This window comes from Actinoplanes sp. NPDC023801 (assembly GCF_040639655.1).
GTDB lineage: Bacteria > Actinomycetota > Actinomycetes > Mycobacteriales > Micromonosporaceae > Actinoplanes.
In genome coordinates this window covers 189868-213766 of sequence record NZ_JBFAAI010000007.1, presented here as the reverse complement: position 1 = coordinate 213766, position 23899 = coordinate 189868, and the positions used below count along the sequence as shown (strand labels likewise).

Genomic DNA, 23899 nt, shown 5'->3' with positions numbered 1-23899 from the left:
GACCCTACCCGACGGCGGAACACGTGTGCTGAGAGCACAGCGCCACGACCGGGGGACGGGAACAGCGTGGGAACATGTCGGCATGGCGGACGACACGACGGCGGTGGTCTGGGACAGTGCCCTGCTGGACTATGACATGGGCGACCATCCCCTCAACCCGGTGCGGGTCGAACTGACCATGGCCCTGGCCAGGGAACTGGGCGTCCTCGACCGTCCGGGCGTGCAGATGATCACCCCGGTGGAGGCCACTGAGATCGATCTCACCCGGGTGCATCGTGCCGACTATCTGGACGCCGTCCGGGTGGCCCCGATCGACCCGTTCTTCACCGGCTGGGGACTGAACACACCGGACAACCCGGTCTTCGACGGCATGCACCAGGCCTCCGCCCGGATCTGCGGCGCCACCCTCGCCGCCGTGCGGGCGGTCTGGCACGGCGCGGCCCGGCGAGCGGTCAACGTGGCCGGCGGCCTGCACCACGCCATGCCCGCCCGGGCCGCCGGGTTCTGCGTCTACAACGACCCGGCGGTGGCCATCGCCTGGCTGCTGGAGCAGGGTGCCCAGCGGGTGGCGTACATCGATGTCGACGTGCACCACGGCGACGGTGTGCAGACGGCGTTCTACAACGATCCGCGGGTGCTCACCGTGAGCCTGCACGAGTCGCCGCTGGCACTGTTCCCGGGCACCGGCTTCGCCGACGAGATCGGCGGCCCGGACGCCGAGGGCACCGCCGTCAACGTGCCGCTGCCGCCGGGCACCGGCGACGCCGGCTGGCTGAAGGCCTTCCACGCGGTCGTGCCGTCGGTGGTCCGCGCCTTCGCTCCGGAGATCATCATCAGTCAGTGCGGCGCTGACGCGCACCGGCTCGACCCGCTGGCCGACCTGCGCCTTTCCGTCGACGGGCAGCGCGCCGGCTACATCGCCATGCGGCAGCTGGCCGACGAACTCTGCGACGGCCGCTGGGTGGCGACCGGCGGCGGGGGATACGCGCTGGTCGAGGTGGTTCCCCGAGCCTGGGCGCACCTGCTCGCGGTGGCCACCGGCGAGCCGCTGGCACCCGAGCTGCGGATCCCGCAGGGATGGCGCACGCTGGCCGCGTCGCGCCGTCCGGGGGCTACGATTCCGGAGACGATGACCGATGGCACCGAGCCTCCGACGGAGGGCTGGCCGGGGACCGCCGACGACCCGGTGGACCGGGCCGTCCTCGCCACCCGGACCGCGGTCTTCCCGTTGTACGGCCTGGACCCCCACGATCCCCGGGACTGAGACGATGGAGCGCAGCGCGGACGTCCTCCTCTCCGACGGCACGGCCGTGCACCTGCGCCGGATCCGGCCGGACGACGCACCGGCCATCGTGGACTTCCACTCCCGGATGAGTGACCGCACCCGCTACCTTCGCTACTTCTCGCCCTATCCGCGGATTCCGGAGCGCGACCTGCAGCGTTTCGTCAACGTCGACCATCGTGACCGCGAGGCGTTCGTGACCGTGGCCGACGGCCGGATCACCTCGGTCGGCCGGTACGAACGGCTCGGCCCGGACTCGCCGGAGGCCGAGGTCGCGTTCGTGGTGGAGGACGCGCACCAGGGCCGGGGCATCGGGTCGGTGCTGCTGGAACATCTCGCCGACGCGGCGCGGGAGAACGGCATCACCCGGTTCGTCGCCGAGGTGCTGCCGGAGAACAACGGCATGCTGCGGGTCTTCGGCGACACCGGCTACCAGGTGCAGCGCCGCTACGCCGACGGTGTGGTGCATCTGAGCTTCCCGATCGAGCCCACCGAGAAGTCCCGCGAGGTGCAGGAGTCCCGTGAGCACCTGACCGAGGCGCGGTCGATCGCCCGCCTGCTGGCCCCGCGCGGCATCGCGATCTACGGTGCCAGTGCCACCGGCCACGGCATCGGCGCGCACATCCTCGGCAACCTGCGCGACAGCGGCTACACCGGTGACGTGGTGCCCGTGCATCCCACCGCGGAACGGGTGGCCGGGCTTCCGGCGTACCGGAACGCGATCGATGCCGGTGTCCCGATCGACCTGGCCCTGATCGCCGTGCCTGCCGACCGGGTGGCGGAGGCCGGGGCGGACGCCGCACGTGCCGGAGCCGGTGGGATGGTGGTGGTCTCGGCGGGCTTCGCCGAGACCGGCGCCGAGGGGGCCGCGCGGCAGCGTGCCCTGGTGGAGACCGCCCGGGCGGCCGGGTTGCGCGTGGTGGGCCCGGGCAGTTTCGGTATCGCCAACACCGACCCGGCGGTACGCCTCAACGCGACCCTGTCGCCACGCCTGCCGAAAGCCGGTCGGGTCGGCTTCTTCAGCCAGAGCGGCGCGCTCGGTGTCGCCCTGCTGGCCGAGGCCGACCGGCGCGGTCTGGGCCTGTCCAGCTTCGTGTCGGCCGGCAACCGTGCCGATGTCTCCGGCAACGACCTGCTGCAGTACTGGCAGGACGACCCCGGCACCGACGTGGTGCTGCTCTACCTGGAGACGTTCGGCAACCCGCGCAAGTTCGCCCGGCTGGCCCGCCGGATCAGCCGGGTCAAGCCGGTGGTGGCGGTGGCGTCGGCGACCCGCCCGCCGGGTCTGTCCGGCGACGCGCCGAGCCCCGACGCGCACGCGGTGACCGCCCTGTTCGCCCGGTCCGGCGTGATCCGGGTGGACACCGTCCAGGAGCTCTTCGACGTCGGCATGCTCCTCGCCCATCAGCCGTTGCCGGCCGGTCGCCGGGTCGCCGTGGTTGGCAACTCGTCGGCGCTGGCCGAGCTGGCCGTGGTGGCCTGCCGCTCGGCCGGGCTGGTGGTGGCCGACGGCTATCCGCGGGACACCGGTCCGGAGGCCGGGGCGCACGATCTCGCCGACGCGCTGGCTGACGCGGCGGTCGACGACGCGGTGGACGCGCTGGTGGTGGTCTTCGCGCCACCGATGCCGGGCCGGCACGCCGACGAGGACGCGGACTTCACGGCTGCGCTCGCGAGTGTGGCCCTGGCCGGTGAGAAACCGACCGTCGCGACAATGGTCTTCGGCCAGGTGCCGCCGCGGGTGCCCGCCTATCCGTCGGTCGAGGAGGCGGTCCGGGCACTGTCCAGGGTGGTCGGTTACGCCGACTGGCTGCGACGTCCGCCGGGCGTGATGCCGGTTCTGTCCGGTGTGGACCCGGTCGCGGCCGAGGCTGCGGTCGCCGCCGAGTCGCCGACCGGCCTGCTCGCCGCCTACGGCGTCCCGGTGGTGCCGTCGATCCTGGCCGGCGATGTCGAGGCGGCCGTCACGGCGGCGGCCGAGCTGGGCTTCCCGGTCGCGCTCAAAGCGGCGGGCGGGGCCTTGCGGCATCGGATCGACCTCGGCGCGGTGCGCCTCGCGGTCTCCGACGAGCCGGGCGTACGCACCGCGTACGCCGAACTGGCCGGCGCGTTCGGGCCGGACGTGCTGGTGCAGAGCATGGTGCCGCCGGGCGTCGCCTGCACGATCGAGATGGTCGAGGACCCGGCATTCGGCCCGGTGATCGGTTTCGGTCTCGGTGGCGTGGCAAGCGAGCTGCTCGGCGATCTGGCCTGGCGGGCCGCGCCGCTCACCGACCGGGCCGCCGAGGCGCTGGTCGACGAGCCGCGTGCGGCTCCGCTGCTGCACGGTTACCGCGGGTCCACCCCGGTGAACCGGGCCGCCCTGATCGATCTCCTGCTCCGGGTGGGCCGGCTGGCCGACGAGCAGCCGCGGGTCCGGTCACTGACGCTGAACCCGGTGCTGGCGCGCCCCGACGGCTGGTCGGTGCTGCACGCCGCGATCGAGTTCGGCGACCCGGGGGCCCGGCCGGACACCGGCCCCCGGAGGTTGCGAAGCGTGTGATCAGACGGCGTACGCCTCGAGGCGGGAGGCCCGCTCCGGGTCACGCAGCTTCAGCATGGTGACCTTCTCGATCTGGCGGATCCGCTCCCGGCTGAGGCCGAACTCGCGGCCTACCTCGTCGAGGGTGCGCTGACGGCCGTCGTCCAGGCCGAAGCGCAGCCGGATCACCGCGGACTCCCGCTCGGAGAGGGTGGAGAGCACGATCTCGACCTGACCGCGCAGCTCGCCCTGGCTGTGGCCCTCGCCGGGCACGTTGGGGTCGACGGCGGCGACGAAGTCACCGAGGGCACTCTCGCCGTCCTCGCCGACAGCCTGGTCCAGGCTGACCGGCTCCCGGTCGTACGAGATCAGCTCGATCACCTGGAACTCGGGCACGTCCATCGCCTTGGCGATCTCGGCGATGCTCGGCTCGCGGCCCAGCTGGGCCGCCAGGTCGCGGCGGGCACGCACCATGCGGTTGACCTGCTCGACCATGTGCACCGGGATGCGGATGGTGCGGGCCTGGTCGGCCATGGCGCGGGTGATGGCCTGCCGGATCCACCAGGTGGCGTACGTGGAGAACTTGTAGCCCTTGGTGTAGTCGAACTTCTCGACCGCGCGGATCAGGCCGAGGTTGCCCTCCTGGATCAGGTCCAGGAACGCCATCCCGCGACCGGTGTAGCGCTTCGCGATGCTGACCACGAGGCGCAGGTTCGCCTCAAGCAGGTGGTTCTTCGCGGACTTGCCCTCCGCGGCGATGACGCGCAGCAGAGGCGCCAGGTCGGCCGGGGCCGACGGCAGCTTCTCCTCGGCGTACAGACCCGCCTCGATGCGCTTGGAAAGTGTCACCTCCTCGACGGCGGTGAGCAGGCGGGTGCGCCCGATTCCGTTCAGGTACGCACGGACCAGATCGGCGGAGACGCCGCGCTCATCCGTGGCGTCCAGGTCGGTCAGCGCCTCGACATCGTCGGTCATGCTGTCCTCAACCGTCTTGGACTCCGACGCCTTCATCTTCAGGACCACTTTTCAGTCCCCTCCCCCGAGTAACGTCTCGTGCGTACCAGCCGCTCCGTGCCGGTGAGGCATAGCTTCGTCCGTGGCGCGTTAAGCGGAGGTGAGGCCAGCGTCCAGGTGGCATGAATCAGGGAGAACCCTGCCGTCGTCAAGCCGACAACCCGGACGTTCGAACCACCTTCAGGATTTGCCGGAACTAGATAATGTGCTTGGCCCTAGGAGGAAATCAGCGTGGTCTTCAAGCGAATGATGCAAGCGCTCGGCGTCGGTGGCCCGTCGGTGGACACGGTGCTGACAAACCCGAACACCTACCCCGGCGGTTACCTCGAGGGGCAGGTCCAGGTGGTCGGCGGCGATCACGCGGTCGACATCGAGTATGTCGCGATCGCCCTGACCACCAGGGTCGAGGTGGAGAGCGGCGACAGTGAGTACCAGTCGAACCAGGAGTTTCACCGGCAACGTCTGACCGGCTCGTTCAAGCTGGAGAAGGGCGTGCGCCACGACGTCCCGTTCCGCTTCGAGGTTCCCTGGCAGACACCCATCACGGATCTGTACGGCCAGCGGCTGCACGGCATGACGATGGGTCTGGCGACCGAGTTGGAGGTGGCCCGCGCGGTCGACAAGTCCGATCTGGACGCCATCGCCGTGCACCCGCTGCCGGCCCAGGAGCGGATCCTGAACGCTCTGCTCCAGATCGGCTTCCGCTTCAGCAAGGCGGATGTCGAGCAGGGCCGGATCTACGGTGTCGAGCAGCACCTGCCGTTCTACCAGGAGATCGAGTTCTACCCGCCCCCGCAGTACGCGAGCGGCATCAACCAGCTGGAGCTGACGTTCCTGCCGACGCCGCAGAAACTGCAGGTGGTGCTGGAGCTCGACAAGCGTGGCGGAGTGTTCACCGAGGGCCGCGACGCGTTCGGCAGCTTCGACGTCGACTACGCGACCGCCGACCAGACCGATTGGGTCTCCCGGCTGGACCAGTGGCTGCGCCAGTCGGCCTCACGCCGGGGCCTGTTCTTCTAGAGCAGGCTTCTTCCGGAACCGGCCGGGGCCCGTTTCGCCGGGTTCTCAGAGTTCCAGCAGGACCGTGCACGGTCCGACGTTCACCGACTCCACCAGCATGTGCGCCCGGAAGCGGCCGGTCTCGACGGTCGCTCCCCGGGCGCGCAGTGCTTTCACGTACTCCTCGATGAGAGGTTCGGCGGTCTCGGCCGGCGCGGCGGCGCTCCAGCTAGGCCGGCGGCCCTTGCGTGCGTCGCCGTACAGGGTGAACTGGCTGATCACGAGCAGGGGCGCGGCCAGGTCGGCGGCCGACCGGTCGTCCAGGACCCGTAGCTCCCACGTCTTGCGGGCCAGTTCGGCGGCCTTCGCGGGGGTGTCGTCGTGGGTCACGCCGACCAGCACCAGCAGGCCGTCCATGATCTCACCGACGACCGCCTCGCCGACGGTCACACTCGCCCGGCTGACGGTCTGTACCAGTGCACGCATGCGTGCACCGTAATAGAGGCCGGCGGAGGGCCGGCGGTTACTCCTCGACGTTCATGGCGCCGGTGCCGGCGTCGCCCGTGGTGGTGTTGGCCACGCCGGGGCCGGTGCGTGCCCGGTCCGGGAAGCTGGCCGGACCCGCGGTGCCGCCGGTGGTGGTGAGGATGCCCTCGCCGGCCGGCCCGCCGTTGCGGAGCTCCTCCGGGTCGGTCCCGGCGGGAATCGTGCTCGACAGTTCGCCTTCGGTGCGGGGGTCGCTCATCGTCCACCTTCGCAAGTTCGTACGGAATGACCGTCCCGGTTTGCCCGTGCCGGGCCGGTGTAAACGTCTCGCACCGCCCGTGAACTCGGTGAATATCTCCGCGACGTGGTTCGGGCGATGCCAGGATTTGCCTGATTGGAGAGGGTTGTCAGTTTTATGGCCCGATGGTGGCTGACGCGACCTGTCCTGATCGTGGCGACCTGACCCCGCGTGTGCCGGACAACCGGACCCAGATGGGAGACCACCCATGCCCCTCACCAGTACCACCAGTGGGCGCAGCACCGACACATCCCGATCGGCCCGGCCACCCGTCACCGCGGCGCCGGCCCGGCCGGTTCGCGGCGGCGACGGGGACGCCACCAGACGCCAGGCGCGGTCGGTGGCGAAGCAGCAGCAGGCCGCCGAACGGATCGCGGCGGCCACCGCGGAGATCTCCGCGCAGAACGCCCAGGCGGCGGAGGCGTCCCGGCAGCTCACCGAGTCGATGCAGCAGATCGCGGCGGGCGCCGAGGAGGCCTCGGGCGCCACTCAGCAGAGCCTCGCCGCGATGAATCAGGTGGAGCAGCGGGCCGGCCAGCAGGAGACCACCACCCGTCAGGTGGCCGAGCTGAGCCAGACCCTGCAGGCGTTGCTCAACGAGACCCGCAACGGCATCAACACCCTGCTCACCAATGTCGACAGTGCCTCCACCCGGCAGACCGACTCGGTCGTGACGATCACCGAGCTGGAGAAGCAGGCCGACGAGATCGGCGAGATCGTCAAGACGGTCGCGCACATCGCCGACCAGACCAACCTGCTCGCGCTGAACGCCGCGATCGAGGCGGCCCGGGCCAGGCAGCACGGCAAGGGTTTCGCCGTGGTCGCCGACGAGGTGCGCACGCTGGCGGAGACCAGCGAGCGCAGTGCCCGGCAGATCCGGGATCTCATCGACGAGGTCCGCAGTTCGGTGACCGAGATCGCCGCGGCCGTGCAGACCTCCGCCGAGGCGGCCCGATCCGAGTCGGAGAAGGGCCGGACCATCAACTCGCAGCTGGAGACCATCCGTGCCGACATGGGCACGATCATGGTCGGGGCGACCGAGATGGCAAGCGCGGCGCAGCAGGCGCTGCGGTCCGCCGGGGCGGCGAAGGCCCGCTCCGAGGAGATCGCCGCCGCGGCCGAGGAGCAGTCGGCGGCCTGCGAGGAGTCCCTGCAGACGGTCAGCCAGCAGAGTCAGGCGCTGCGGCAGAGCGAGCAGGCGGCGGAGGAACTCGCCGAGGTCTCCGAGACGCTGCGCAACAGCACCGACATCGCCAAGAGCGCCGAGGAGGTCGCCGCCGCGGCCGAGGAGCTGTCCGCCTCGGTGGAGGAGATCAACCGCGCGGCCACCCAGATCAACGTCGCGATCAACCAGATCAACGCGGGTGCCCGGACCGCGGCCGAGAAGGGTCAGCAGACGGCGGAGCTGGTCAATCAGATCGAGCAGGGCGCCCAGCTCTCGCTGGAGCGCGGCGGCTCGGCGGTCGAGCGGTCCGACGTGATCCTGGATCTGCTGACGACGAACAAGGAATCCGTCAACTCCATGATCGAGGCCATCGAGAACGCGGCGAAGAACGGCATCGAGAACGTCCGCAAGGTCGCCGAGCTGGAACAGATCTCCCGCCGTATCGACAAGATCGTCGATGCCATCGCCAACGTCTCCGTCCAGACCAACATGCTCGCGGTCAACGGCTCCGTGGAATCGGCGCGAGCCGGTGAGTTCGGCAAGGGCTTCGCCGTGGTGTCGACCGACATCCGGAACCTGGCCCGGGACTCGGCCGACAACGCCGACCGGATCAAGGACCTGGTCAAGGCGGTGCAGGACCGCATCGTCGAGGTGCGGGGCGACCTGGAGGAGACCAGCCGGATGTCGCTGGCCGAGGCGGAGTCGGCCAAGGCCACGACCGCCCGGCTCGAGGAGATCGAACGCGACATGCAGCAGGTGCGCAGCGGCAGCCAGGAGGTCCGGGAGGGCGCCCAGCAGATCGCGAGCGTGCTGAACGAGGTGAAGACCGGACTGGAGCAGATCGCCGCGTCCGCGAACCAGGCCGAGCAACTGGCCGGCCAGGCCTCCACAGCGGCCCGGGAGCAGGCTCAGGGCGTCGAACAGCTCGCGGCCGCGGTCGAGGAGACCGCCGCGCTCGCCGACGAGCTGCAGAACGCCGCCTGACCGGCGGGAGGAGAGCGGTCCATGGATGCCGGCACAGATCTCGCCGACGAGGAATTCGACGAGAACAGCGACTTCGTCACGTTCGACATGGCGGGGGAGCGGTACGCCTTCCCGATGCGCCGTGTGCAGGAGATCATCCGGATGCCGGCCGTGGTCAAGGTGCCGCTCGGCCCGCCGTCGCTGGAAGGGCTGGCCAACCTGCGCGGGCGAGTTCTGCCGGTGGTCAGCCTGCGGCGGTGCTGTGCGATGGACCAGATCGGGCACGACGAGACCACCAGGGTGATCGTGGTGGACGGGGGAGTGCCGCTCGGCTTCGTCGTCGACCGGGTGTCCAGTGTGATCAGTATCGACCCGCAGCAGGTCGAACCGGCCGACGCCGTGCAGGCGACCGTCCGGTCCGACGTGCTGGTGGGGGTCATCAAGTCCGGGGACGGTGACATGACCACCGTGCTCGACGTCGACCGGCTGATCGGCAGCCAGTTCGCCCGGCTCTTCGAGAAGCGCGGCGGACGGGAGACCGCGCAGGCGGTCCGGGTGCCGTCCGACATCGACGCCGACGCCGAGCTCGACGACACCCTTGAGCTGGTCAGCTTCGCCGTGGAGGGCCAGGAGTACGCCCTACCCATCGACCAGGTGCAGGAGATCGTGCAGGCGCCCGAGTCGGTGAGTCACGTGCCGAACGCGGGCAGCCGGGTGCTCGGCGTCATCGACCTGCGCGGGCGGCTGCTGCCGGTGGTGAGCATGCGCCGGGTGTTCGGACTGCCGGTGACCCCATTGGAACCCCAGAACCGGATCGTCGTGGTCTCGATAGACGGCGGCGTGGTCGGCATGGTGATGGACACCGTCCGGGAGGTGCTGCGGGTGCCGCACCACCTGGTCGCCCCGTTGCCGACGGTGGTCGCCGGTGACGGCCGCAACACCGAGGTGGAGTCGGTGTGCCGGCTCGAGGACGGCAAGCGGCTGGTGTCGGTCCTCAGCGTGAGCCGGATGTTCGACTCACCGGAGGTACGCGATGAGATCGCCGACTATCGGCGAGAGGATGAACAGGACATGGGCGCTGACTCAGCGAGCGCGGCCGACGACGGGCGCGGCGACGAGGAACTCTTCGTGGTGTTCCGTCTCGACGACGAGGAGTACGCCGTCGACGTCGATGCGGTGCAGGAGATCATCCGGGTGCCGGAGGCGCTGATCCGGGTCCCGAAGTCGTTCGACTTCGTCGAGGGCCTGGTCAACCTGCGCGGGACGGTGCTGCCGGTGGTGGATCTGCGGACCCGGCTCGGTCTGATCCGTACCGAACGGGACGAGCGGCAGCGGATCGTGGTCCTGATCATCGGAGGGATCCGCACCGGGTTCGTCGTGGACTCGGTGGCCGAGGTGGCCAGGGTGGGCCGCAACGTGCTGGAGCCGGCGCCCGAGCTGTCGGCCGAACAGGCCCGGGTGGTGTCCCGGGTGGCGAATCTGCCGGAGCAGCAGCGGATGCTCCTTCTCGTCCAAGTGGATCAGTTGCTTGCCGGCGATCAGGCCGACAAGGCGGCTGAGCTCTGCGAGGCCGTCGTCGACGAGGCCCTCGCCGCTGTCTGATCGGAGTTCCGGTGCCCCCCACGTCGGTTCTGGTGGTCGACGACTCGGCGCTGATGCGCCGGGCGCTGAAGGGCATCCTCGTCGAGGCCGGTGATTTCGAGGTGCACACCGCCCGCAACGGTGTGGACGCGCTCGAGCAACTGGGCCGGATGCGGCCGGACGTCATCACTCTCGACATCAACATGCCCGAGATGGACGGGCTCACCTGCCTCGCGAAGATCATGGAGGAGCACCCCACGCCGGTGGTGATGGTCTCCTCGCTGACCGATCACAACGCCCTGGTCACCCTGGAGGCGCTGGAACTCGGGGCGGTGGACTACGTGCCGAAGCCCGGCGGCACGGTGTCGCTCAACATCGACGAGGTGGCGGAGGATCTGGTCGCCAAGGTCCGTGGCGCCGCGGCGGCCCGGCTCAAGCGCGCCGGTGGTCTGACGGCCCGGATCCGGGCACAGTCGCGGCGTGCCGCCACCACCCCGCCGGCCCGGGACATCGGCGCGGTCGGCGCGGTGGACCTGGTCCTGGTCGGCTCGTCCACCGGCGGGCCGGCGCTGCTGTCCGACCTGTTCTCCCGGCTGCCGGCCACGTTCGGTGCACCGGTGGTGGTGGCTCAGCACATTCCGGCGTCGTTCACCGCGGCGCTGGCCCGGCGACTGAACGAGTGCTGTGCGCTGCGGGTGCACGAGGTCGACCGGATCATGAACCTGCAGCGCGGCAATGTCTACATCGGCCGGGGCAACGCCGACGTGGTGGTGGCCCGGCGCTCCGAGGGACTGATCGTCAAGAGCGTGCCGGCCGCCGCTGAGTACCGCTGGCATCCGAGCGTGGACCGGCTGGTCGCCTCGGCCCGCCGGTACGCGGACCCGCAGCGGCTGGTGTGTGTCCTGCTCACGGGAATGGGCGACGACGGCGCCACGGAGATGGCAGCGGTGAAGGAGGGCGGTGGCCGGACCATCGCCGAGTCCGAGGAGACCGCGGTGGTCTGGGGCATGCCGGGTGAACTGACCCGGCGCGGCGGGGCCACGCTCGTGCTCCCCGCCCACGAGATCGCCGAGAAGCTGGCCGACTGGGTCCGCTGACCCTCGTCGAGGAAAGGTTGGGCACGATGGGACTCGTCCGCAAGAAGGCCCCGCAGGACCCGCCGGAGGAGGTACTGCCGGACAGGACATCGCCCGAGACTCTGCTGAGCCAGCTGGACGATCCGGACGCGGACTGCCGGCGGGAGGCGGCGCTGGGTCTGGCGAACGTACCGGAGGCGGTGCACGACCTGCTGGCCCGGGTAGGGACCGAGGACGACCCGCGGGTTCTCGAGTCGATCCTGACCACGCTCGCGGCGCACGACACCGAGGAGGTCGCCGGGAGTCTCGCGGTCCACCTCGCGAGCGACGAGGCGGGGCTGCGTACGGCGGTGGCCGCGGCCCTCGCCACCATGCCCAGTTCGGTCCCCGCTGTGCTGCCCGGCCTGCTGGCCGCCCCCGACCACGACGTCCGCGTGATGACCGCGATGGTGCTTGCCGACCTGCAGCATCCGGAGGCGCACGCCTGGCTGGTGCGGATGATCTGCGAGGACCCCCATCCGAACGTGGTGACCGGAGCGATCGACGCCCTCCTGCCCTCGGCCACCGCCGACGACATCCCGCTGCTGACCGACGCCGTGGAGCGGTTCCCGGACGACCCGTTCCTGCGCTTCACCGTGAAATCGGCGCTCCCCCGGCTGACCGGGACGCCGTGATGGTGAGCCCGCCCGCCGCCATCGGACTCTCCGACGCGGACTTCGAACGGTTCTGCGAGTACTTCTACAAACGCACCGGCATCCATTTCACGTCGGCGAAGCGGTACTTCGTGGACAAGCGGATCGACGCCTGTATCCGTAGCTCCAGGTACGACACGTTCGCGGCCTGGTTCGCCGCGCTCCGGATGTCCGACCACGGAGAGATGCTCCAGGAGCTGATCAACCAGCTGACCGTCAACGAGACCTACTTCCTGCGTGAGGACTACCAGTTCGACGCGATGCTCAGCACGGTGCTGCCGGAGGTACTGAAGGCCCGTGGCGGGCGGGGCCGGATCGCCGGGCCGTTGAAGATCCTCTCGCTGCCGTGCTCGACCGGTGAGGAGCCGTACTCGATCGCCCTCCGTCTCCTGGAGGAGTGGGACGAGATCGACCACGTGGACGTGGAGATCCACGGTGCCGACATCGACAGCGACGTGCTGGCCAAGGCCGCGCACGCCAGTTACGGCGAGCGATCCGTGCAGCGGGTGCCCAAGGCCTGGATGAACAAGTACTTCGTCGTAGTCGGGGGCGGGCGCTACCAGGTCGACGAGGGCATCCGCAGCGCGGTGACCCTGCACCGGGTCAACATCTGCGACACCGCCGCCATGCGGTCGTTCCGCGACTTCGACGTGATCTTCTGCCGCAACGTGCTCATCTACTTCGACGAGCTGTCCAGCCGCCGGGCCGCGGAGAACCTGTACGGCGCCCTGCGCCCCGGCGGCTACCTGTTCCTCGGCCATTCCGGGTCGATGAGCCGCATCTCGCCGATCTTCACGCCGACCCGCCTGCCGGAGGGCCTCGTCTACCAGCGACCGACCGGAGCCAAGTGATGACCTCGGATACCGCGACCAGCTCGGACACCGGGACCAGAGCCCGGGTGCTCGTCGTCGACGACGCCGCGACCGTGCGGCTGTACCACTCCAGCCTGCTCACCGGCGCCGGCTTCCAGGTGAGCGAGGCGGCGAACGGCCTGGAGGCCGTGGAGGCCGCGCTCGGTACCGAGTTCGACCTGTTCGTGGTGGACGTCAACATGCCGAGGATGAACGGTTACGCCTGCGTCGAGGCGCTCCGCTCGGAGAACGTCGGCACCGCCTCGCCGGTCGTCATGATCAGTACCGAGGACCGGCCCGGCGACGCCGACCGGGCCTATCTGGCCGGGGCGAACCTGTACCTCGTCAAACCGGTGAACGGCGATCGGCTGGTACGCGTGGCCACGATGCTGACGGCGGAGGTGGCGGCATGAATCCGCTGCTCGCCCAGTTCCTCGCCGAGGCGAACGACCTGCTGGCCCAGGTCGACGAAGGGCTGCTCCAGCTGGAGCGGGTGCCGGGCGACCCGGAGCTGGTCAACGAGGTGTTCCGGGCCGCGCACACGTTCAAGGGCTCGTCCGGCCTGTTCGACTTCCCCGAGCTGACCCGGCTCACCCACGCCGCCGAGGACCTTCTGGACGCGGTACGCGCCGGCCGGCTCGCCCTCGACTCGGGCATGACCGACGACCTGCTGGCCGCCTTCGACCTGATCCGCGGCTGGCTGGCACACGTCACGGTGCACGAACGGCTCCCCGGGAGCGCCGGCAACGACGCCGCCGGCCTGATCACGCGGCTGCGCGCACCGCTCGGCGGCGAGCAGGCGCCGGCCGCCCGGGCCGCGGGCGTACCGGCACCCGTGATCGACGCGGCGCCGGACTGGCTGGCCTGGCTGGACGCCGAATGGCTGACCGAGACGGCGGCCTGGCTGGCCACCACCTCGTCCACGATGCGCTTCGTCCGGTACGCCCCGGACAGCGACTGCTTCTTCCGGGCCGAGGACCCGCTGCATCTGGTCCGGCAGGTGCCCGCCCTGGAACGGCTGGGGGTCGTTGCGCCGGAGACCTGGCCCGACCCGGAGCAGTACGACGAGTACACGTGCCTGCTCTCCTTCGTCGTGGTCACCCGGGCCGCGATGGGCGAGCTGGAGTACCTGTTCCGTTACGTCCCGGACCAGATCGAGATCGTCGAGCTGGACTCGGACGCGATCACCCGGCATCTGAGCGGTGAGCCGCCGCTCAAGGCCGAGGAAGCGGTCACCGTCGCACTGACCCCGGTGATCGACTCGGAGGTGGCGGCCGACGCCCGTGCGGTCCTGCACGCCGCGCACCGCGCCCTCACCATCGAGGGCGCGGTGGTCGAAGGGACCCGGCTGCGGTCGGTACGCCATGCGGTCGCCGCGGCGGCGCAGGTGCTCGGTGTGCCCGTGGACCTGACCGAGTCCACCCCGGACGAGCTGATCGTGACGATCGGCCGGCTCGCCGGCGAGGCGGCCCCGGCGCCGGTCGCCCCGGTCGCGGTGCCGGCACTTCCCCAGCCGGCCGTGCCGCACGAGGAGAAGGAGCCGGCCGGGCGGGCCGACGACCCCGGTGGTCAGGTCGGCACCCGGGTGCTCAAGGTCGACCAGGAGAAGGTGGACCGGCTCATGGAACTGGTCGGCGAGTTGAACGTGGCCAAGAACGGGCTCACCTTCCTGGCCGACGCCGCCGAGGAGGAGTTCGGCAGCCGGGTGCTCAGCCGCCGGATCAAGGACCAGTACGCCGGCATGCACCGGATCGCCGAGGAACTGCAGGCAGCCGTCATGGACGTCCGGATGCTGCCGCTGTCGGTGGCGTTCGGCCGATTCCCGCGCCTGGTCCGCGACCTCAGCCGGCGCCTCGGCAAGACCATCGAGCTGGTCACCGAGGGCGAGGACACGATGGCCGACAAGGATGTCATCGAGGCGCTCGGCGACCCGCTGGTGCACCTGGTACGCAACAGCCTCGACCACGGCATCGAACCGTCCGAGGAACGGATCGCGGCCGGCAAGCCGCCGGCCGCCAGACTGACCCTCGCGGCGGTCGCCGACGGTGACGCGGTGATCGTGGAGGTGTCCGACGACGGCCGGGGGGTCGACCCGGAGCGGGTCAAACGCAAGGCGTACGAGAAGGGCCTGATCTCCGAGGCGGAGTTGGAGACGCTGAGCGAGACCGATGCGGTGAACCTGGTGTTCCGGGCCGGATTCTCCACCGCGGACCAGGTCTCGGATCTCTCCGGCCGGGGAGTCGGCATGGACGCGGTCCGGGCCAGCGTCGAGAAGCTCGGCGGATCCGTCACCATGCGGTCCAAGCTGGGACAGGGCACCTTCACCCGGCTCCGGCTGCCGCTGTCCATGGCCGTCACCCAGGTGATGGTGGTCAGCGTGGCCGGGCAGCGGTTCGGCATCCCGGTCGACCTGTTGGTCGAGACGGTGCGGGTGCCGGCCGGTGAGATGGGCCGGGTGCTGCACCAGGACGTGGTGATGATGCGCGGCGAGGTGGTGCCGGTGGTCGATCTCGCCCGGACTCTCGACATGCCGTGGTCCCCGGCCCCCGGCGAGGACCGGCGGATCCTGGTGGTGAACGTGAACAGCCAGCGGATCGGCCTGCTGGTCGAGCAGTTCCATCGGGAGGTCGACGTGATCCTGAAGCCGATGGAGGGCCTGCTCGCCTACGCCGACGAGTTCTCCGGGACGGCGCTGCTCGGCGACGGCCTGGTCCTGCTGGTGCTCAACATGAAGGAGGTGCTCGGCCTTGCCGCTCGAGTTGCATGACGAGACCGCGAACCTGGTCGGCGTGGTGACCGTCGACGAGGTGGAGCAGCTGGCCGGCTGGCTGCGCACCGCGAAACGTCCGAAGGTCTCCCTGCGCCGTTGCAACCATCTGCACACCGGCGCACTCCAGGCGCTGCTGCTTTTCCGTCCGAAGATTTCTTCAGCACCGAACGACGCCTTCCTGGCGGCGCAGGTGCTGCCGCTGCTCACGGGGAGCAGTGGCCCAGCCAACAAGCAGGGAAGCGATCCTCCATGACCACTGTGATGCTCGTCGACGACTCCGCCACCATGCTGATGAGCCTGAAGGCCATCCTGACCAAGGCGGGTTACGCCGTGGAGACCGCCGGCCACGGCAAGGAGGCGTGGAACGGCCGTACCTCACCGAGATCGTGGAGACCGTCTCGGACCTGATGGAGACCCCGTTCGCCGTCATCAGCGTCCTGCTCGACGGCGCTCAGGTCTTCCTCGCCGGCCATGGCCCGGTCCCGAAGTGGATCGGGGACGCGGGCGGCACCCCGATCGAGTGGGCGTTCTGCATGCCGATGCTGAGGTCCCGCGCCGGCTGGTTCGTCAACGACTTCACCACCGAGCCGGATCACCGGGACAATCCGCTGGTCACGGTCGAGGGCATCCGGTCCTACATCGCGGCCCCGCTGATCACCGGCGACGGTCATGTGGTCGGCGGGCTGTGCGGTCTCGACGTGCGGCCCCGTGACTTCGGTCCCGGCCAGGTGGCGGTCCTGCAGGATCTGGCGGACGAGGCGATCCGCCGCATCGAGGCCGGCGCCGAGCCTGACATCATGAAGCCGTGACGTTCTCGCTGCCGGTGCCCGCCGAAGCCAACGACCTGCTCAACCGGGACCCGCTCGCCGTGACCCTCGGCATCGTGCTCGACCAGCAGATCACCCTGGAGAAAGCGTTCACCTCGCCGTGGGTGCTGGCGCAGCGGCTCGGCCACGAACCCACCGCCGTCGAGCTCGCCGAGTTCGACCCGGAGGCGCTGGTCGCGATCTTCTCCGAGCCGCCCGCCCTGCACCGCTTCCCGAAGGCGATGGCGGCCCGGGTGCAGGAGGTCTGCCGGGTGATCGCCGACGAGTACGACGGTGACGCGGCCGGGCTCTGGCGCGGGGTCGCGGACGGCGCTGAGCTCTACCGGCGGATCTTCGCGCTGCCCGGGTTCGGCCGGCAGAAGGCGCAGATCTTCGTGGCGCTGCTCGGCAAGTTGTACGACGTACGGCCGGACGGCTGGCGCGAGGCGGCCGGCGGTTACGGCGAGGAGGGCTCCTACCGGTCGGTGGCCGACATCGTCGACGCCGAGTCGCTGGGGAAGGTCCGGGCGTACAAGAAGCAGGTCAAGGCCGAGGCGAAGGCGGCAAAAGAGGCCTGAGTCCCCGCCTCGGTGGGCATGAGGGCCCTGCCGGTGGGAGGATGGCGAGGTCGATCGGAGACCCTCGCGTGAAGAAGCACCCGGAGCGTACGGTGTTGATCACCGACGCCGCACGCAGCCAGGACGATCAACTTCGCAGCCGCCAAATTCGCTATGTCTCGATGATGAGCGTGCGTGCCGCATGCCTCATCCTCGGCGGCATCTTGATCAGCGCGCAGGTGCCACTGCTGCCCCTCTGGCTGGCCCTCTGCGCGCTCGGCATGGTGCTGCTGCCGTGGATGGCGGTGCTGATCGCCAACGACCGCCCGCCCAAGACCAAGGAGGAACGGGCCGCCGACGCGGCCGCGCGGGAGGACGTGCGCCGGTCCCTCGAGCCGCCGCGTCCGGAGCCGGACTACATCACCATCGACGCCGAGATCGTCGGCGAGCCGGAACTAGGCCGGGCGGGCACCGATCCGGGAGACGGCCGCGGCGCCCAGCGCGCTTCCGGCGTCTAGCGCGGCCTGCGGCCCGGCGCCGGAACACCATGCGGTGAGCAGGCCCGCGGCGAAGGCGTCACCGGCGCCGGTGGGATCCTTCAGCGGTACGGCACGCGCCGCCACCGAGCGGACCACCCCGTCCCGGCCGGCCCACACCGCACCGGCCGCGCCCTGCTTGACCACTGCGTGACGCACGTGCGCGGTCAGCCGGACCGCCTGGTCGGCCGCGCTACCCGGACCGGCCAGCACGCCTGCCTCGTCCGCGTTGCACAGGAGCACGTCGGTTCCTCGTACCCAATCCAGGAAGACCTCGGCGCCGGCGTCGCGCAACGGGCCCGTCGACGCCGCGTCGACGCTCACCGTGAGTTCTTTCGCCGAAGCGGCCGCGAGGGCCGCCAGGCCCGCCGGACGGGACCCGGCGTGCAGCAGGGGATAGCCGGAGAGGTGCAGGTGGCTCCCGGCCGGTGCCGTGGTGATCGCTGCCGTGACGTGGCCGGGATCGAGGAGCAGGGACGCGCCCCGGTCGGTGATCATGGTGCGTTCGCCCGCACCGATGAGCACCACCACGCTGCCGGTGGCCACGCCCGGAAGGACCCGGACCGCGCAGCGGACCCCGGCGGCTTCCAGTTCGGCCACCCGGTCCTGGCCCGCCCGGTCGTCGCCGACCGCCGCCACCAGGGTCACCGCGTGCCCGGTGGAGGCCAGCCAGGCGGCGGTGTTCGCGGCCTGGCCGCCACCGGCGACCCGGATCGCCGCGTCCGTGTCCGAGCCGATCCGGATCTCTCCGGAGTGCTCGACCAGGACGTCGGTGACCAGGTCGCCGACGACGTAGATCATGCGCTCGTCCTCATGCCGGAACGGCGAAGCCGACCGGTGCCGCCGATCCGTCGCTCACGGCCGCCGCGATCCTGGCGGCCAGGGCGGCGTTGCGCAGGATGATCCGGATGTTGACCGCCAGGCTCCGGCCCTCGGTGCTGGAGTGGAAGTGGCCGAGCAGGAACGGGGTGACCGCCTTGCCGGTGATGTTCTGCTCGGCGAGCAGGTTCAGTCCGGTGGCCAGGGTCCGGTCGTGCAGCGCCGGGTCCAGCTGCTCGTCGGTCGGCAGCGGATTGGCCAGCACCAGCGCGCTCTCCGCGACGCCCTGGTCGGTGCGGGCCCGGATGAAGTCGGCGACCTGCTCCGGCGAGTCCAGCTGCCAGTCCAGGTCGAAACCGCCGTCGGTGATGAAGAAACCGGGGAACCGGCGGGTGCGGTAACCGGCCACCGAGACGCCGAGGGTCTCCAGGCGCTCCAGGGTGGCGCCGACGTCGAGGATCGACTTCACCCCGGCGCAGACCACCACGATGGGGGTACGGGCCAGCGCGGTCAGGTCGGCCGACTCGTCATATGTGACGTTCGCCTCCCGGTGCACGCCGCCCAGCCCGCCGGTGGCGAACACACCGATGCCCGCGGCCGCGGCGATCGCGCTGGTGGCGGCGACCGTGGTGGCTCCGTCAGCGCGCCGGGCCGCGGCGATCGCCAGGTCCCGGATCGAGAGCTTGGCCACCGCCTCCGCCGACGCCAGCCGCTCGACCTGGGCGTCCTCCAGGCCGACGATCACCTCGCCGTCGATCATGCCGATCGTGGCCGGGACCGCCCCGTTGTCCCGGACGGCCTGTTCGATCTCACCGGCCACCCGGATGTTGTCCGGGTGCGGCAGCCCGTGCGAGATGATCGTGCTCTCCAGGGCCACCACCGGCCGGCCGTCCCGGCGGGCGCGGAGCACGTGCTCGCCGTATCGAATTGCGAAGTCAGTCACTGAGTCTCCCTGTCGTGCCCTTACCGGCCCTCGCCTGCGGCGCCACTGATCAGGCGCGCCGGGGTGCCGCTCGGTGCAGTCGTTCCCGACTCGCTAACGCTACGGCTCTCCACGACTGCGTTGTCGTTGGACCGGACAGGCGTGAGGTGTCAGACTTGACGGCTGGAGCTTGGCATTTTTCAGAAGGGCAGATAGCTGTGAGCACCCAGATTCTGGAGCGTCCGGAGACCCAAGACGCCGACACCGGTCCCGAGATGTTCCACTACGTGCGTAAGGAGAAGATCGCCGAGAGTGCCGTCATGGGCACCCACGTGATCGCTCTCTGCGGCGAGACCTTCCCGGTGACGAAGACGCCGAAGCCTGGATCCCCGGTGTGCCCGCAGTGCAAGGAGATCTACGAAGCCATGAAGGCCTGATCGGGACGTGACGGGCGGATATCCGCTGCTCGTCGCGGATCTGATCGGTGTGGCGGTGTTCGCCGCCTCGGGTGCCTCGGCCGGCGTTGCGAAACGACTCGACCTGTTCGGTGTCGCCTTCGTCGGCTTCGTGGCCGCACTCGGTGGTGGCATCCTGCGTGAACTCGTGATCGGTGCCGTCCCGCCACTGGCCTTCGCCGACTGGCGGTATGCCCTGGCCGCGGTGGCCGCCTCGGTCGCGGCATTCTGGCTACACCCGGCGCTGCACCGGGTGCGGCGGACCGTGCTCGTGCTCGACGCCGCCGGCCTCGGCCTGTTCACCGTGACCGGCACTTTGAAGGCGCTCGAAGCGGGCGTCCCGGCGGTCGGCGCCTGCCTCGTGGGGATGCTCACAGCGATCGGTGGAGGACTGGCCCGCGACCTGCTCACCGGCGAGATCCCGGTGGTGCTGCAGAAAGAGATCTACGCGGTGGTCGCCCTCGGCGGCGCCGTGCTGGTGGCCGTCCTGCACCGGCTCGGGCAGACCGGTGTGGGCCCCCTGGTGGCCGCTGCGACGGTCATCACCGGATTGCGGATCATCGCGCTGGTCCGCCGCTGGTCAGCGCCGGTGGCGGTGCCGTAAGCGCGTCCGGCAACGTTGCGCCGCTATGCTGGACCCCGCCTCCGCGCCCCTTCATCGCGGAGGTTTTTCCATGGAGAAGGGATCATCGCAGCTTGAGCCCGCCTGTGCCGAACCTGGACAGCTTTCCGCCGCTGCGGGACTGGCAGCGCAAAGCGATGGTGACGTACCTCCGTCGCCGTTCCGAGGACTTCATGGCCGTGGCCACGCCCGGCGCCGGAAAGACCACGTTCGCTCTGCGGATCGCCGCCGAGCTGCTCGCCGACGGCACCTGCGAAGCGGTCACGGTCGTCTGCCCGACCGAGCACCTGAAGACGCAGTGGTCGCTCGCCGCGGCCCGGGTCGGCATCCAGCTCGACCCGAAGTTCCGCAACTCGGACGTGCACTCGTCGCGTGACTTCCACGGCGCCGTCCTCACCTATGCGCAGGTCGGCATGGCCCCGGCCGTGCACAAGCGCCGCACCCTGGCCCGCCGCACGTTCGTCATCCTCGACGAGATCCACCACGCCGGTGACTCACGGACCTGGGGTGACGGCGTCAAGGACGCGTTCGAACCCGCCGAGCGGCGCCTGCTGCTCACCGGGACGCCGTTCCGGTCCGACGAGAACCCGATCCCGTTCGTGACCTACGAGCGCGGCCAGGACGGCATCCAGCGTTCGAAGGCCGATTCGGTGTACGGCTACGCCGACGCCCTCAAGGACCGGGTCGTGCGGCCGGTGCTGTTCATGGCGTACTCGGGCGAGACCCGGTGGCGCACCAACGCCGGCGACGAACTGGCCGCCCGGCTCGGCGAGCCGATGACCAAGGATCTGATCGCGCAGGCCTGGCGGACCGCCCTGGACCACCGGGGCGACTGGATGCCGCAGGTGATGCGGGCCGCCGACGCCCGCCTCTCGAAGATCCGCGACCACGGCATGCCGGACGCGGGCGGCCTGGTCATCGCGAGCGACCAGCAGTCCGCCCGGGCGTACGCGAAACTCCTGCACGAACTGACCGGTGAGCCCGCCACCGTGGTCCTCTCCGACGACGAGGGGGCCTCGGGCCGGATCGCCGAGTTCGCCGCCTCGGAGAAGCGCTGGATGGTGGCGGTCCGGATGGTGTCCGAGGGTGTCGACATCCCGCGCCTGGCCGTCGGCGTGTACGCGACCAGCGCCTCCACCCCGCTCTACTTCGCGCAGGCGATCGGACGCTTCGTGCGGTCCCGGGTGCCGGGCGAGACCGCGACCGTCTTCCTGCCCAGCGTCCCGCACCTGCTCGGGCTGGCCAGCGAGATGGAGGCGCAGCGCAACCACGTGCTCGGCGCGCCGAAGGAGAAGGACGGCCTCGACGACGAGCTGCTGGAGCGGGCGCAGAAGAGCGAGGACGCGATCGGCGAGCTGGACAAGATGTTCGAGGCGCTGTCCGCCACGGCCGAGCTGGACCAGGTCATCTACGAGGGCACGTCGTTCGGCACGGGGGCGCTGAGCGGCACCGCCGAGGAGGCGGACTATCTGGGCCTGCCCGGGCTCCTCACCCCGGACCAGGTGACCACCCTGCTGAACAAGCGCCAGTCGGAGCAGATGGCGGCCCAGAAACGCCGGCAGTCGGAGCAGGTGAAGGAAGACGAACCGGCCCGCCCGGAGCCCGTCGTGCCGCTGAGCGCGGGGGAGCGGCGCAACAGCCTGCGCCGTCAGCTGAACACCCTTGTCGCGGCGCACCATCACCGGACGAACCTGCCGCACGGCAAGATTCACGCCGAACTCCGCCGGATCTGTGGCGGGCCGCCGAGTGCACAGGCGACGATCGAGCAACTCGAGGAAAGGATCGCTACGATCCAGACGTTCTGAGCTTCCGGATTCCCTCCGCTCGGCCGCCCCGGCGCCGATAGGGCGCCGGGGAGGGGACCGATGCGGGAGATCACACGAGAGGCGGCGCGCCTGCTCGAGCGGGCGCAGATCGGCGAGGCCGACGCTGCCCGGGACCGGGCCGAAGAGGTCCTCCGTTCGGTCTCCGGCGACCTCGCGGACGGCCCGGCCTGCATGCACTTCGTCCGGATGGTCACTTTCATCGCCCAGGCCGATCCGGCGGGCGCGATCAAGGCCGCCGACCTGATGCTGCCGGCGGCCGAGCGGGAGGGCAGCGCCGGGTGGCGGGCCTGTGCGCTGGCCGGCCGTGCGTGGCAGCGGCTGCGGCTCGGCCGGATGGATCCGTCCCAGAACGACGTGGACCGGGTGCTGCGCGACCTGGTGGCCGCCGATTCGCTGGCGGCCGAGGAACGGGAGCCGATCGCCGCGGTCAACTCACTGGTGGCGGTCGCGATCGGTTACTGGGAACTACGACTGTACGAGCTGGCCGATCCGCAGTTCCGGATGGCCTACGAGATGAGCCGCGCCGACGACGAGCAGAACGGCAACCGGGCCATGTGGTTGCTCAACCTCGCCGAGATGCACCTGTGCTGGGCCCTGGAGCTCTACCAGATCTCGGACGTCGACGAGGCCGAGGAACACACCGCCCAGGCCGAGGGGTACGCCCTGCGGGCCGCTCAGGAGGTCGACGGCGCCGATGCGGCGGCCTGGCGTGAGAACGCGCTGCTCTACGCCGCCTGCTCGCGCGCGGACCGGAACGACCCGGCCGGCGCTGCCGCCGACATCGAGCTGTACCTGGGCAAGTTGGAGGCACGCGGCTTCATGGCGACGCCGACGACCCTCAGCAAGCCGTTCTACGCCGTCGCTCTGAGTCGTTCGGGGCGTTCCGAGGAGGCGCTCGAGGTGATGGCGTGCGCGGTCCGGGAGTTGCCGGCGGACGCCGACTGGCTGGTCACGGCGAGCACCCACCGTACCCGCGCGGTGCTGCTGGCCAGGCTGGGTTCGCGGGACGCCGAGTCGACCCTGGCGTACGGCGACACACTGGCCGCCGGGCTGTGGCGGCAGCGGCTGAACACCCTGCACGCCGCCCGCAGCCTGCACGACCTGGAGGCACTGCGCCTGCAGCACGAGCAGATGGCCCGGGCGGCCGAACTGGACGCGCTGACCGGTATCGCCAACCGGCGCGCCTTCGACCGGGCCGTCGAGCAGGCCGGGGCGGCGCCGGATGCGGCCCGCCGCCGGATCGCCGTGCTGCTCATCGACACGGACAAGTTCAAGGAGATCAACGACACCCGGGGTCATGCGGCCGGAGACGCGGCGCTGCGGGCCATCGCGGACGTCCTGGAGGCGCAGACCAGCCCCGATGACCTGGTCGCACGACTGGGCGGGGACGAGTTCGCGGCGCTTCTGGAGGGTTGTGACGAGGATGAGGCGGCCGCGATCGCCCGGCGGATGGTCGCGGCGGTGCGGGAGATCCCGGACTGCACGGCCACGGTCAGCATCGGGATCGCGGTGGCGTCCGCGGCCGGCCTGCCGGCCGCGCTGTGCCGCGCCGACGAGGTCATGTACCGGGTGAAACGCGGAGGGGGCGACGGTGTCCTGGTGAGTCGTCCCGAGCAGGCCGTGTTCGCCGCCTGAAGATGTCAAAGGAACTTGACGTT

General features: G+C 70.6%; 24 protein-coding genes. 19 read left to right on the top strand and 5 right to left on the bottom strand.

Translation table 11 applies throughout. The annotated features are described in order from the left end of the window. Nucleotides 1-82 precede the first annotated feature (82 nt). Nucleotides 83-1264, top strand: coding sequence for an acetoin utilization protein AcuC (locus AB0G04_RS16180; protein WP_360982660.1), 1182 nt, complete (start codon nt 83-85; stop codon nt 1262-1264). 4 nt (nt 1265-1268) lie between these two features. Further along, nucleotides 1269-3824 (top strand): GNAT family N-acetyltransferase, encoded by a 2556-nt coding sequence (locus AB0G04_RS16175; protein WP_360982658.1) that lies wholly within the window; start codon nt 1269-1271, stop codon nt 3822-3824. Here the strand turns inward: AB0G04_RS16175 and sigB are convergent, their stop codons facing one another. Continuing rightward, on the bottom strand, nt 3825-4778 hold the full coding sequence (gene sigB, locus AB0G04_RS16170; RefSeq protein ID WP_360982828.1) for an RNA polymerase sigma factor SigB: 954 nt from the start codon (nt 4776-4778) through the stop codon (nt 3825-3827). Nucleotides 4779-5048: 270 nt separating this feature from the next. Between sigB and AB0G04_RS16165 the strand changes: the two genes are divergently transcribed. Next, the gene (locus tag AB0G04_RS16165; protein ID WP_360982656.1) at nt 5049-5837 is read left to right on the top strand and encodes a sporulation protein; all 789 of its coding nucleotides are present in this window, start codon (nt 5049-5051) and stop codon (nt 5835-5837) included. A 45-nt stretch (nt 5838-5882) separates the two neighbouring features. On the opposite strand, the gene dtd is transcribed toward AB0G04_RS16165, so the two are convergent. Together dtd and AB0G04_RS16155 are read right to left on the bottom strand one after the other, a co-directional pair. After that, on the bottom strand, nt 5883-6302 hold the full coding sequence (gene dtd / locus AB0G04_RS16160) for a D-aminoacyl-tRNA deacylase (RefSeq protein ID WP_360982654.1): 420 nt from the start codon (nt 6300-6302) through the stop codon (nt 5883-5885). A gap of 37 nt (nt 6303-6339) precedes the next feature. Further along, complete coding sequence (locus AB0G04_RS16155; protein WP_360982841.1) at nt 6340-6561, bottom strand: hypothetical protein; 222 nt, start codon at nt 6559-6561, stop codon at nt 6340-6342. A 247-nt stretch (nt 6562-6808) separates the two neighbouring features. Here AB0G04_RS16155 and AB0G04_RS16150 point away from each other — a divergent pair, with 247 nt between their 5' ends. The 12 genes from AB0G04_RS16150 (at nt 6809) to AB0G04_RS16095 (ending at nt 17579) form a co-directional block, all read left to right on the top strand. Next, the gene (locus tag AB0G04_RS16150; RefSeq protein ID WP_360982652.1) at nt 6809-8749 is read left to right on the top strand and encodes a methyl-accepting chemotaxis protein; all 1941 of its coding nucleotides are present in this window, start codon (nt 6809-6811) and stop codon (nt 8747-8749) included. Nucleotides 8750-8770: 21 nt separating this feature from the next. After that, nucleotides 8771-10330 carry a chemotaxis protein CheW gene (locus tag AB0G04_RS16145; RefSeq protein ID WP_360982650.1) on the top strand — a complete coding sequence of 520 codons (1560 nt, stop codon included), beginning with the start codon at nt 8771-8773 and terminating at the stop codon, nt 10328-10330. 11 nt (nt 10331-10341) lie between these two features. After that, entirely contained in the window at nt 10342-11406 is a 1065-nt protein-coding gene (gene cheB / locus AB0G04_RS16140) for a chemotaxis-specific protein-glutamate methyltransferase CheB (RefSeq protein WP_360982648.1), read from the top strand. Nucleotides 11407-11432: 26 nt separating this feature from the next. Next, nucleotides 11433-12059 carry a HEAT repeat domain-containing protein gene (locus AB0G04_RS16135; RefSeq protein ID WP_360982646.1) on the top strand — a complete coding sequence of 209 codons (627 nt, stop codon included), beginning with the start codon at nt 11433-11435 and terminating at the stop codon, nt 12057-12059. Next, on the top strand, nt 12059-12928 hold the full coding sequence (locus AB0G04_RS16130) for a protein-glutamate O-methyltransferase CheR (RefSeq protein ID WP_360982644.1): 870 nt from the start codon (nt 12059-12061) through the stop codon (nt 12926-12928). Before AB0G04_RS16135 ends, AB0G04_RS16130 begins: the two co-directional genes overlap by 1 nt. Beyond that, nucleotides 12928-13341, top strand: a complete 414-nt coding sequence (locus AB0G04_RS16125; protein ID WP_360982642.1) for a response regulator — start codon at nt 12928-12930, stop codon at nt 13339-13341. The genes AB0G04_RS16130 and AB0G04_RS16125 overlap by 1 nt, the downstream gene beginning before the upstream one ends. After that, nucleotides 13338-15695: a chemotaxis protein CheA gene (locus AB0G04_RS16120; RefSeq protein WP_360982640.1), complete on the top strand. Its 2358-nt coding sequence runs from the start codon at nt 13338-13340 to the stop codon at nt 15693-15695. The genes AB0G04_RS16125 and AB0G04_RS16120 overlap by 4 nt, the downstream gene beginning before the upstream one ends. Then, on the top strand, nt 15676-15951 hold the full coding sequence (locus AB0G04_RS16115) for a hypothetical protein (protein ID WP_360982638.1): 276 nt from the start codon (nt 15676-15678) through the stop codon (nt 15949-15951). The genes AB0G04_RS16120 and AB0G04_RS16115 overlap by 20 nt, the downstream gene beginning before the upstream one ends. Further along, the gene (locus tag AB0G04_RS16110; protein WP_360982636.1) at nt 15948-16106 is read left to right on the top strand and encodes a hypothetical protein; all 159 of its coding nucleotides are present in this window, start codon (nt 15948-15950) and stop codon (nt 16104-16106) included. The genes AB0G04_RS16115 and AB0G04_RS16110 overlap by 4 nt, the downstream gene beginning before the upstream one ends. After that, complete coding sequence (locus AB0G04_RS16105) at nt 16058-16507, top strand: GAF domain-containing protein (protein ID WP_360982633.1); 450 nt, start codon at nt 16058-16060, stop codon at nt 16505-16507. The genes AB0G04_RS16110 and AB0G04_RS16105 overlap by 49 nt, the downstream gene beginning before the upstream one ends. Further along, nucleotides 16504-17082 carry an HhH-GPD-type base excision DNA repair protein gene (locus tag AB0G04_RS16100; protein ID WP_360982631.1) on the top strand — a complete coding sequence of 193 codons (579 nt, stop codon included), beginning with the start codon at nt 16504-16506 and terminating at the stop codon, nt 17080-17082. The genes AB0G04_RS16105 and AB0G04_RS16100 overlap by 4 nt, the downstream gene beginning before the upstream one ends. Before the next feature lie 68 nt (nt 17083-17150). Next, nucleotides 17151-17579, top strand: a complete 429-nt coding sequence (locus AB0G04_RS16095) for a DUF3099 domain-containing protein (RefSeq protein ID WP_360982629.1) — start codon at nt 17151-17153, stop codon at nt 17577-17579. On the opposite strand, the gene AB0G04_RS16090 is transcribed toward AB0G04_RS16095, so the two are convergent. Both AB0G04_RS16090 and AB0G04_RS16085 read right to left on the bottom strand, forming a co-directional pair. Next, a complete protein-coding gene (locus tag AB0G04_RS16090; protein WP_360982627.1) occupies nt 17517-18398 on the bottom strand; it encodes a PfkB family carbohydrate kinase in 882 nt (293 codons plus the stop codon). The two genes, AB0G04_RS16095 and AB0G04_RS16090, sit on opposite strands and share 63 nt — an antisense overlap. 10 nt (nt 18399-18408) lie before the next feature. Beyond that, on the bottom strand, nt 18409-19359 hold the full coding sequence (locus tag AB0G04_RS16085) for a pseudouridine-5'-phosphate glycosidase (RefSeq protein WP_360982625.1): 951 nt from the start codon (nt 19357-19359) through the stop codon (nt 18409-18411). Nucleotides 19360-19550: 191 nt separating this feature from the next. On the opposite strand from AB0G04_RS16085, the gene AB0G04_RS16080 reads away from it, so the two are divergent. The 4 genes from AB0G04_RS16080 to AB0G04_RS16065 all read left to right on the top strand — a co-directional run bounded on the left by AB0G04_RS16080 (nt 19551) and on the right by AB0G04_RS16065 (nt 23876). Then, a complete protein-coding gene (locus AB0G04_RS16080; RefSeq protein WP_360982826.1) occupies nt 19551-19775 on the top strand; it encodes a DUF3039 domain-containing protein in 225 nt (74 codons plus the stop codon). Nucleotides 19776-19782: 7 nt separating this feature from the next. After that, nucleotides 19783-20397 (top strand): TRIC cation channel family protein, encoded by a 615-nt coding sequence (locus tag AB0G04_RS16075; protein ID WP_360982623.1) that lies wholly within the window; start codon nt 19783-19785, stop codon nt 20395-20397. Nucleotides 20398-20489: 92 nt separating this feature from the next. Next, nucleotides 20490-22220 carry a DEAD/DEAH box helicase gene (locus AB0G04_RS16070; protein WP_360982621.1) on the top strand — a complete coding sequence of 577 codons (1731 nt, stop codon included), beginning with the start codon at nt 20490-20492 and terminating at the stop codon, nt 22218-22220. Between the two features lie 60 nt (nt 22221-22280). Continuing rightward, complete coding sequence (locus AB0G04_RS16065; RefSeq protein WP_360982619.1) at nt 22281-23876, top strand: GGDEF domain-containing protein; 1596 nt, start codon at nt 22281-22283, stop codon at nt 23874-23876. Nucleotides 23877-23899: the final 23 nt, after the last annotated feature.

Coding starts and splice junctions, on each gene's coding strand:
- AB0G04_RS16180 (WP_360982660.1), top strand. CDS start 83: ATGGCGGACGACACGACGGCGGTGGTCTGGGACAGTGCCCTGCTGGAC.
- AB0G04_RS16175 (WP_360982658.1), top strand. CDS start 1,269: ATGGAGCGCAGCGCGGACGTCCTCCTCTCCGACGGCACGGCCGTGCAC.
- sigB (WP_360982828.1), bottom strand. CDS start 4,778: ATGACCGACGATGTCGAGGCGCTGACCGACCTGGACGCCACGGATGAG.
- dtd (WP_360982654.1), bottom strand. CDS start 6,302: ATGCGTGCACTGGTACAGACCGTCAGCCGGGCGAGTGTGACCGTCGGC.
- AB0G04_RS16155 (WP_360982841.1), bottom strand. CDS start 6,561: ATGAGCGACCCCCGCACCGAAGGCGAACTGTCGAGCACGATTCCCGCC.
- AB0G04_RS16150 (WP_360982652.1), top strand. CDS start 6,809: ATGCCCCTCACCAGTACCACCAGTGGGCGCAGCACCGACACATCCCGA.
- AB0G04_RS16145 (WP_360982650.1), top strand. CDS start 8,771: ATGGATGCCGGCACAGATCTCGCCGACGAGGAATTCGACGAGAACAGC.
- AB0G04_RS16135 (WP_360982646.1), top strand. CDS start 11,433: ATGGGACTCGTCCGCAAGAAGGCCCCGCAGGACCCGCCGGAGGAGGTA.
- AB0G04_RS16130 (WP_360982644.1), top strand. CDS start 12,059: ATGGTGAGCCCGCCCGCCGCCATCGGACTCTCCGACGCGGACTTCGAA.
- AB0G04_RS16125 (WP_360982642.1), top strand. CDS start 12,928: ATGACCTCGGATACCGCGACCAGCTCGGACACCGGGACCAGAGCCCGG.
- AB0G04_RS16120 (WP_360982640.1), top strand. CDS start 13,338: ATGAATCCGCTGCTCGCCCAGTTCCTCGCCGAGGCGAACGACCTGCTG.
- AB0G04_RS16110 (WP_360982636.1), top strand. CDS start 15,948: ATGACCACTGTGATGCTCGTCGACGACTCCGCCACCATGCTGATGAGC.
- AB0G04_RS16090 (WP_360982627.1), bottom strand. CDS start 18,398: ATGATCTACGTCGTCGGCGACCTGGTCACCGACGTCCTGGTCGAGCAC.
- AB0G04_RS16065 (WP_360982619.1), top strand. CDS start 22,281: ATGCGGGAGATCACACGAGAGGCGGCGCGCCTGCTCGAGCGGGCGCAG.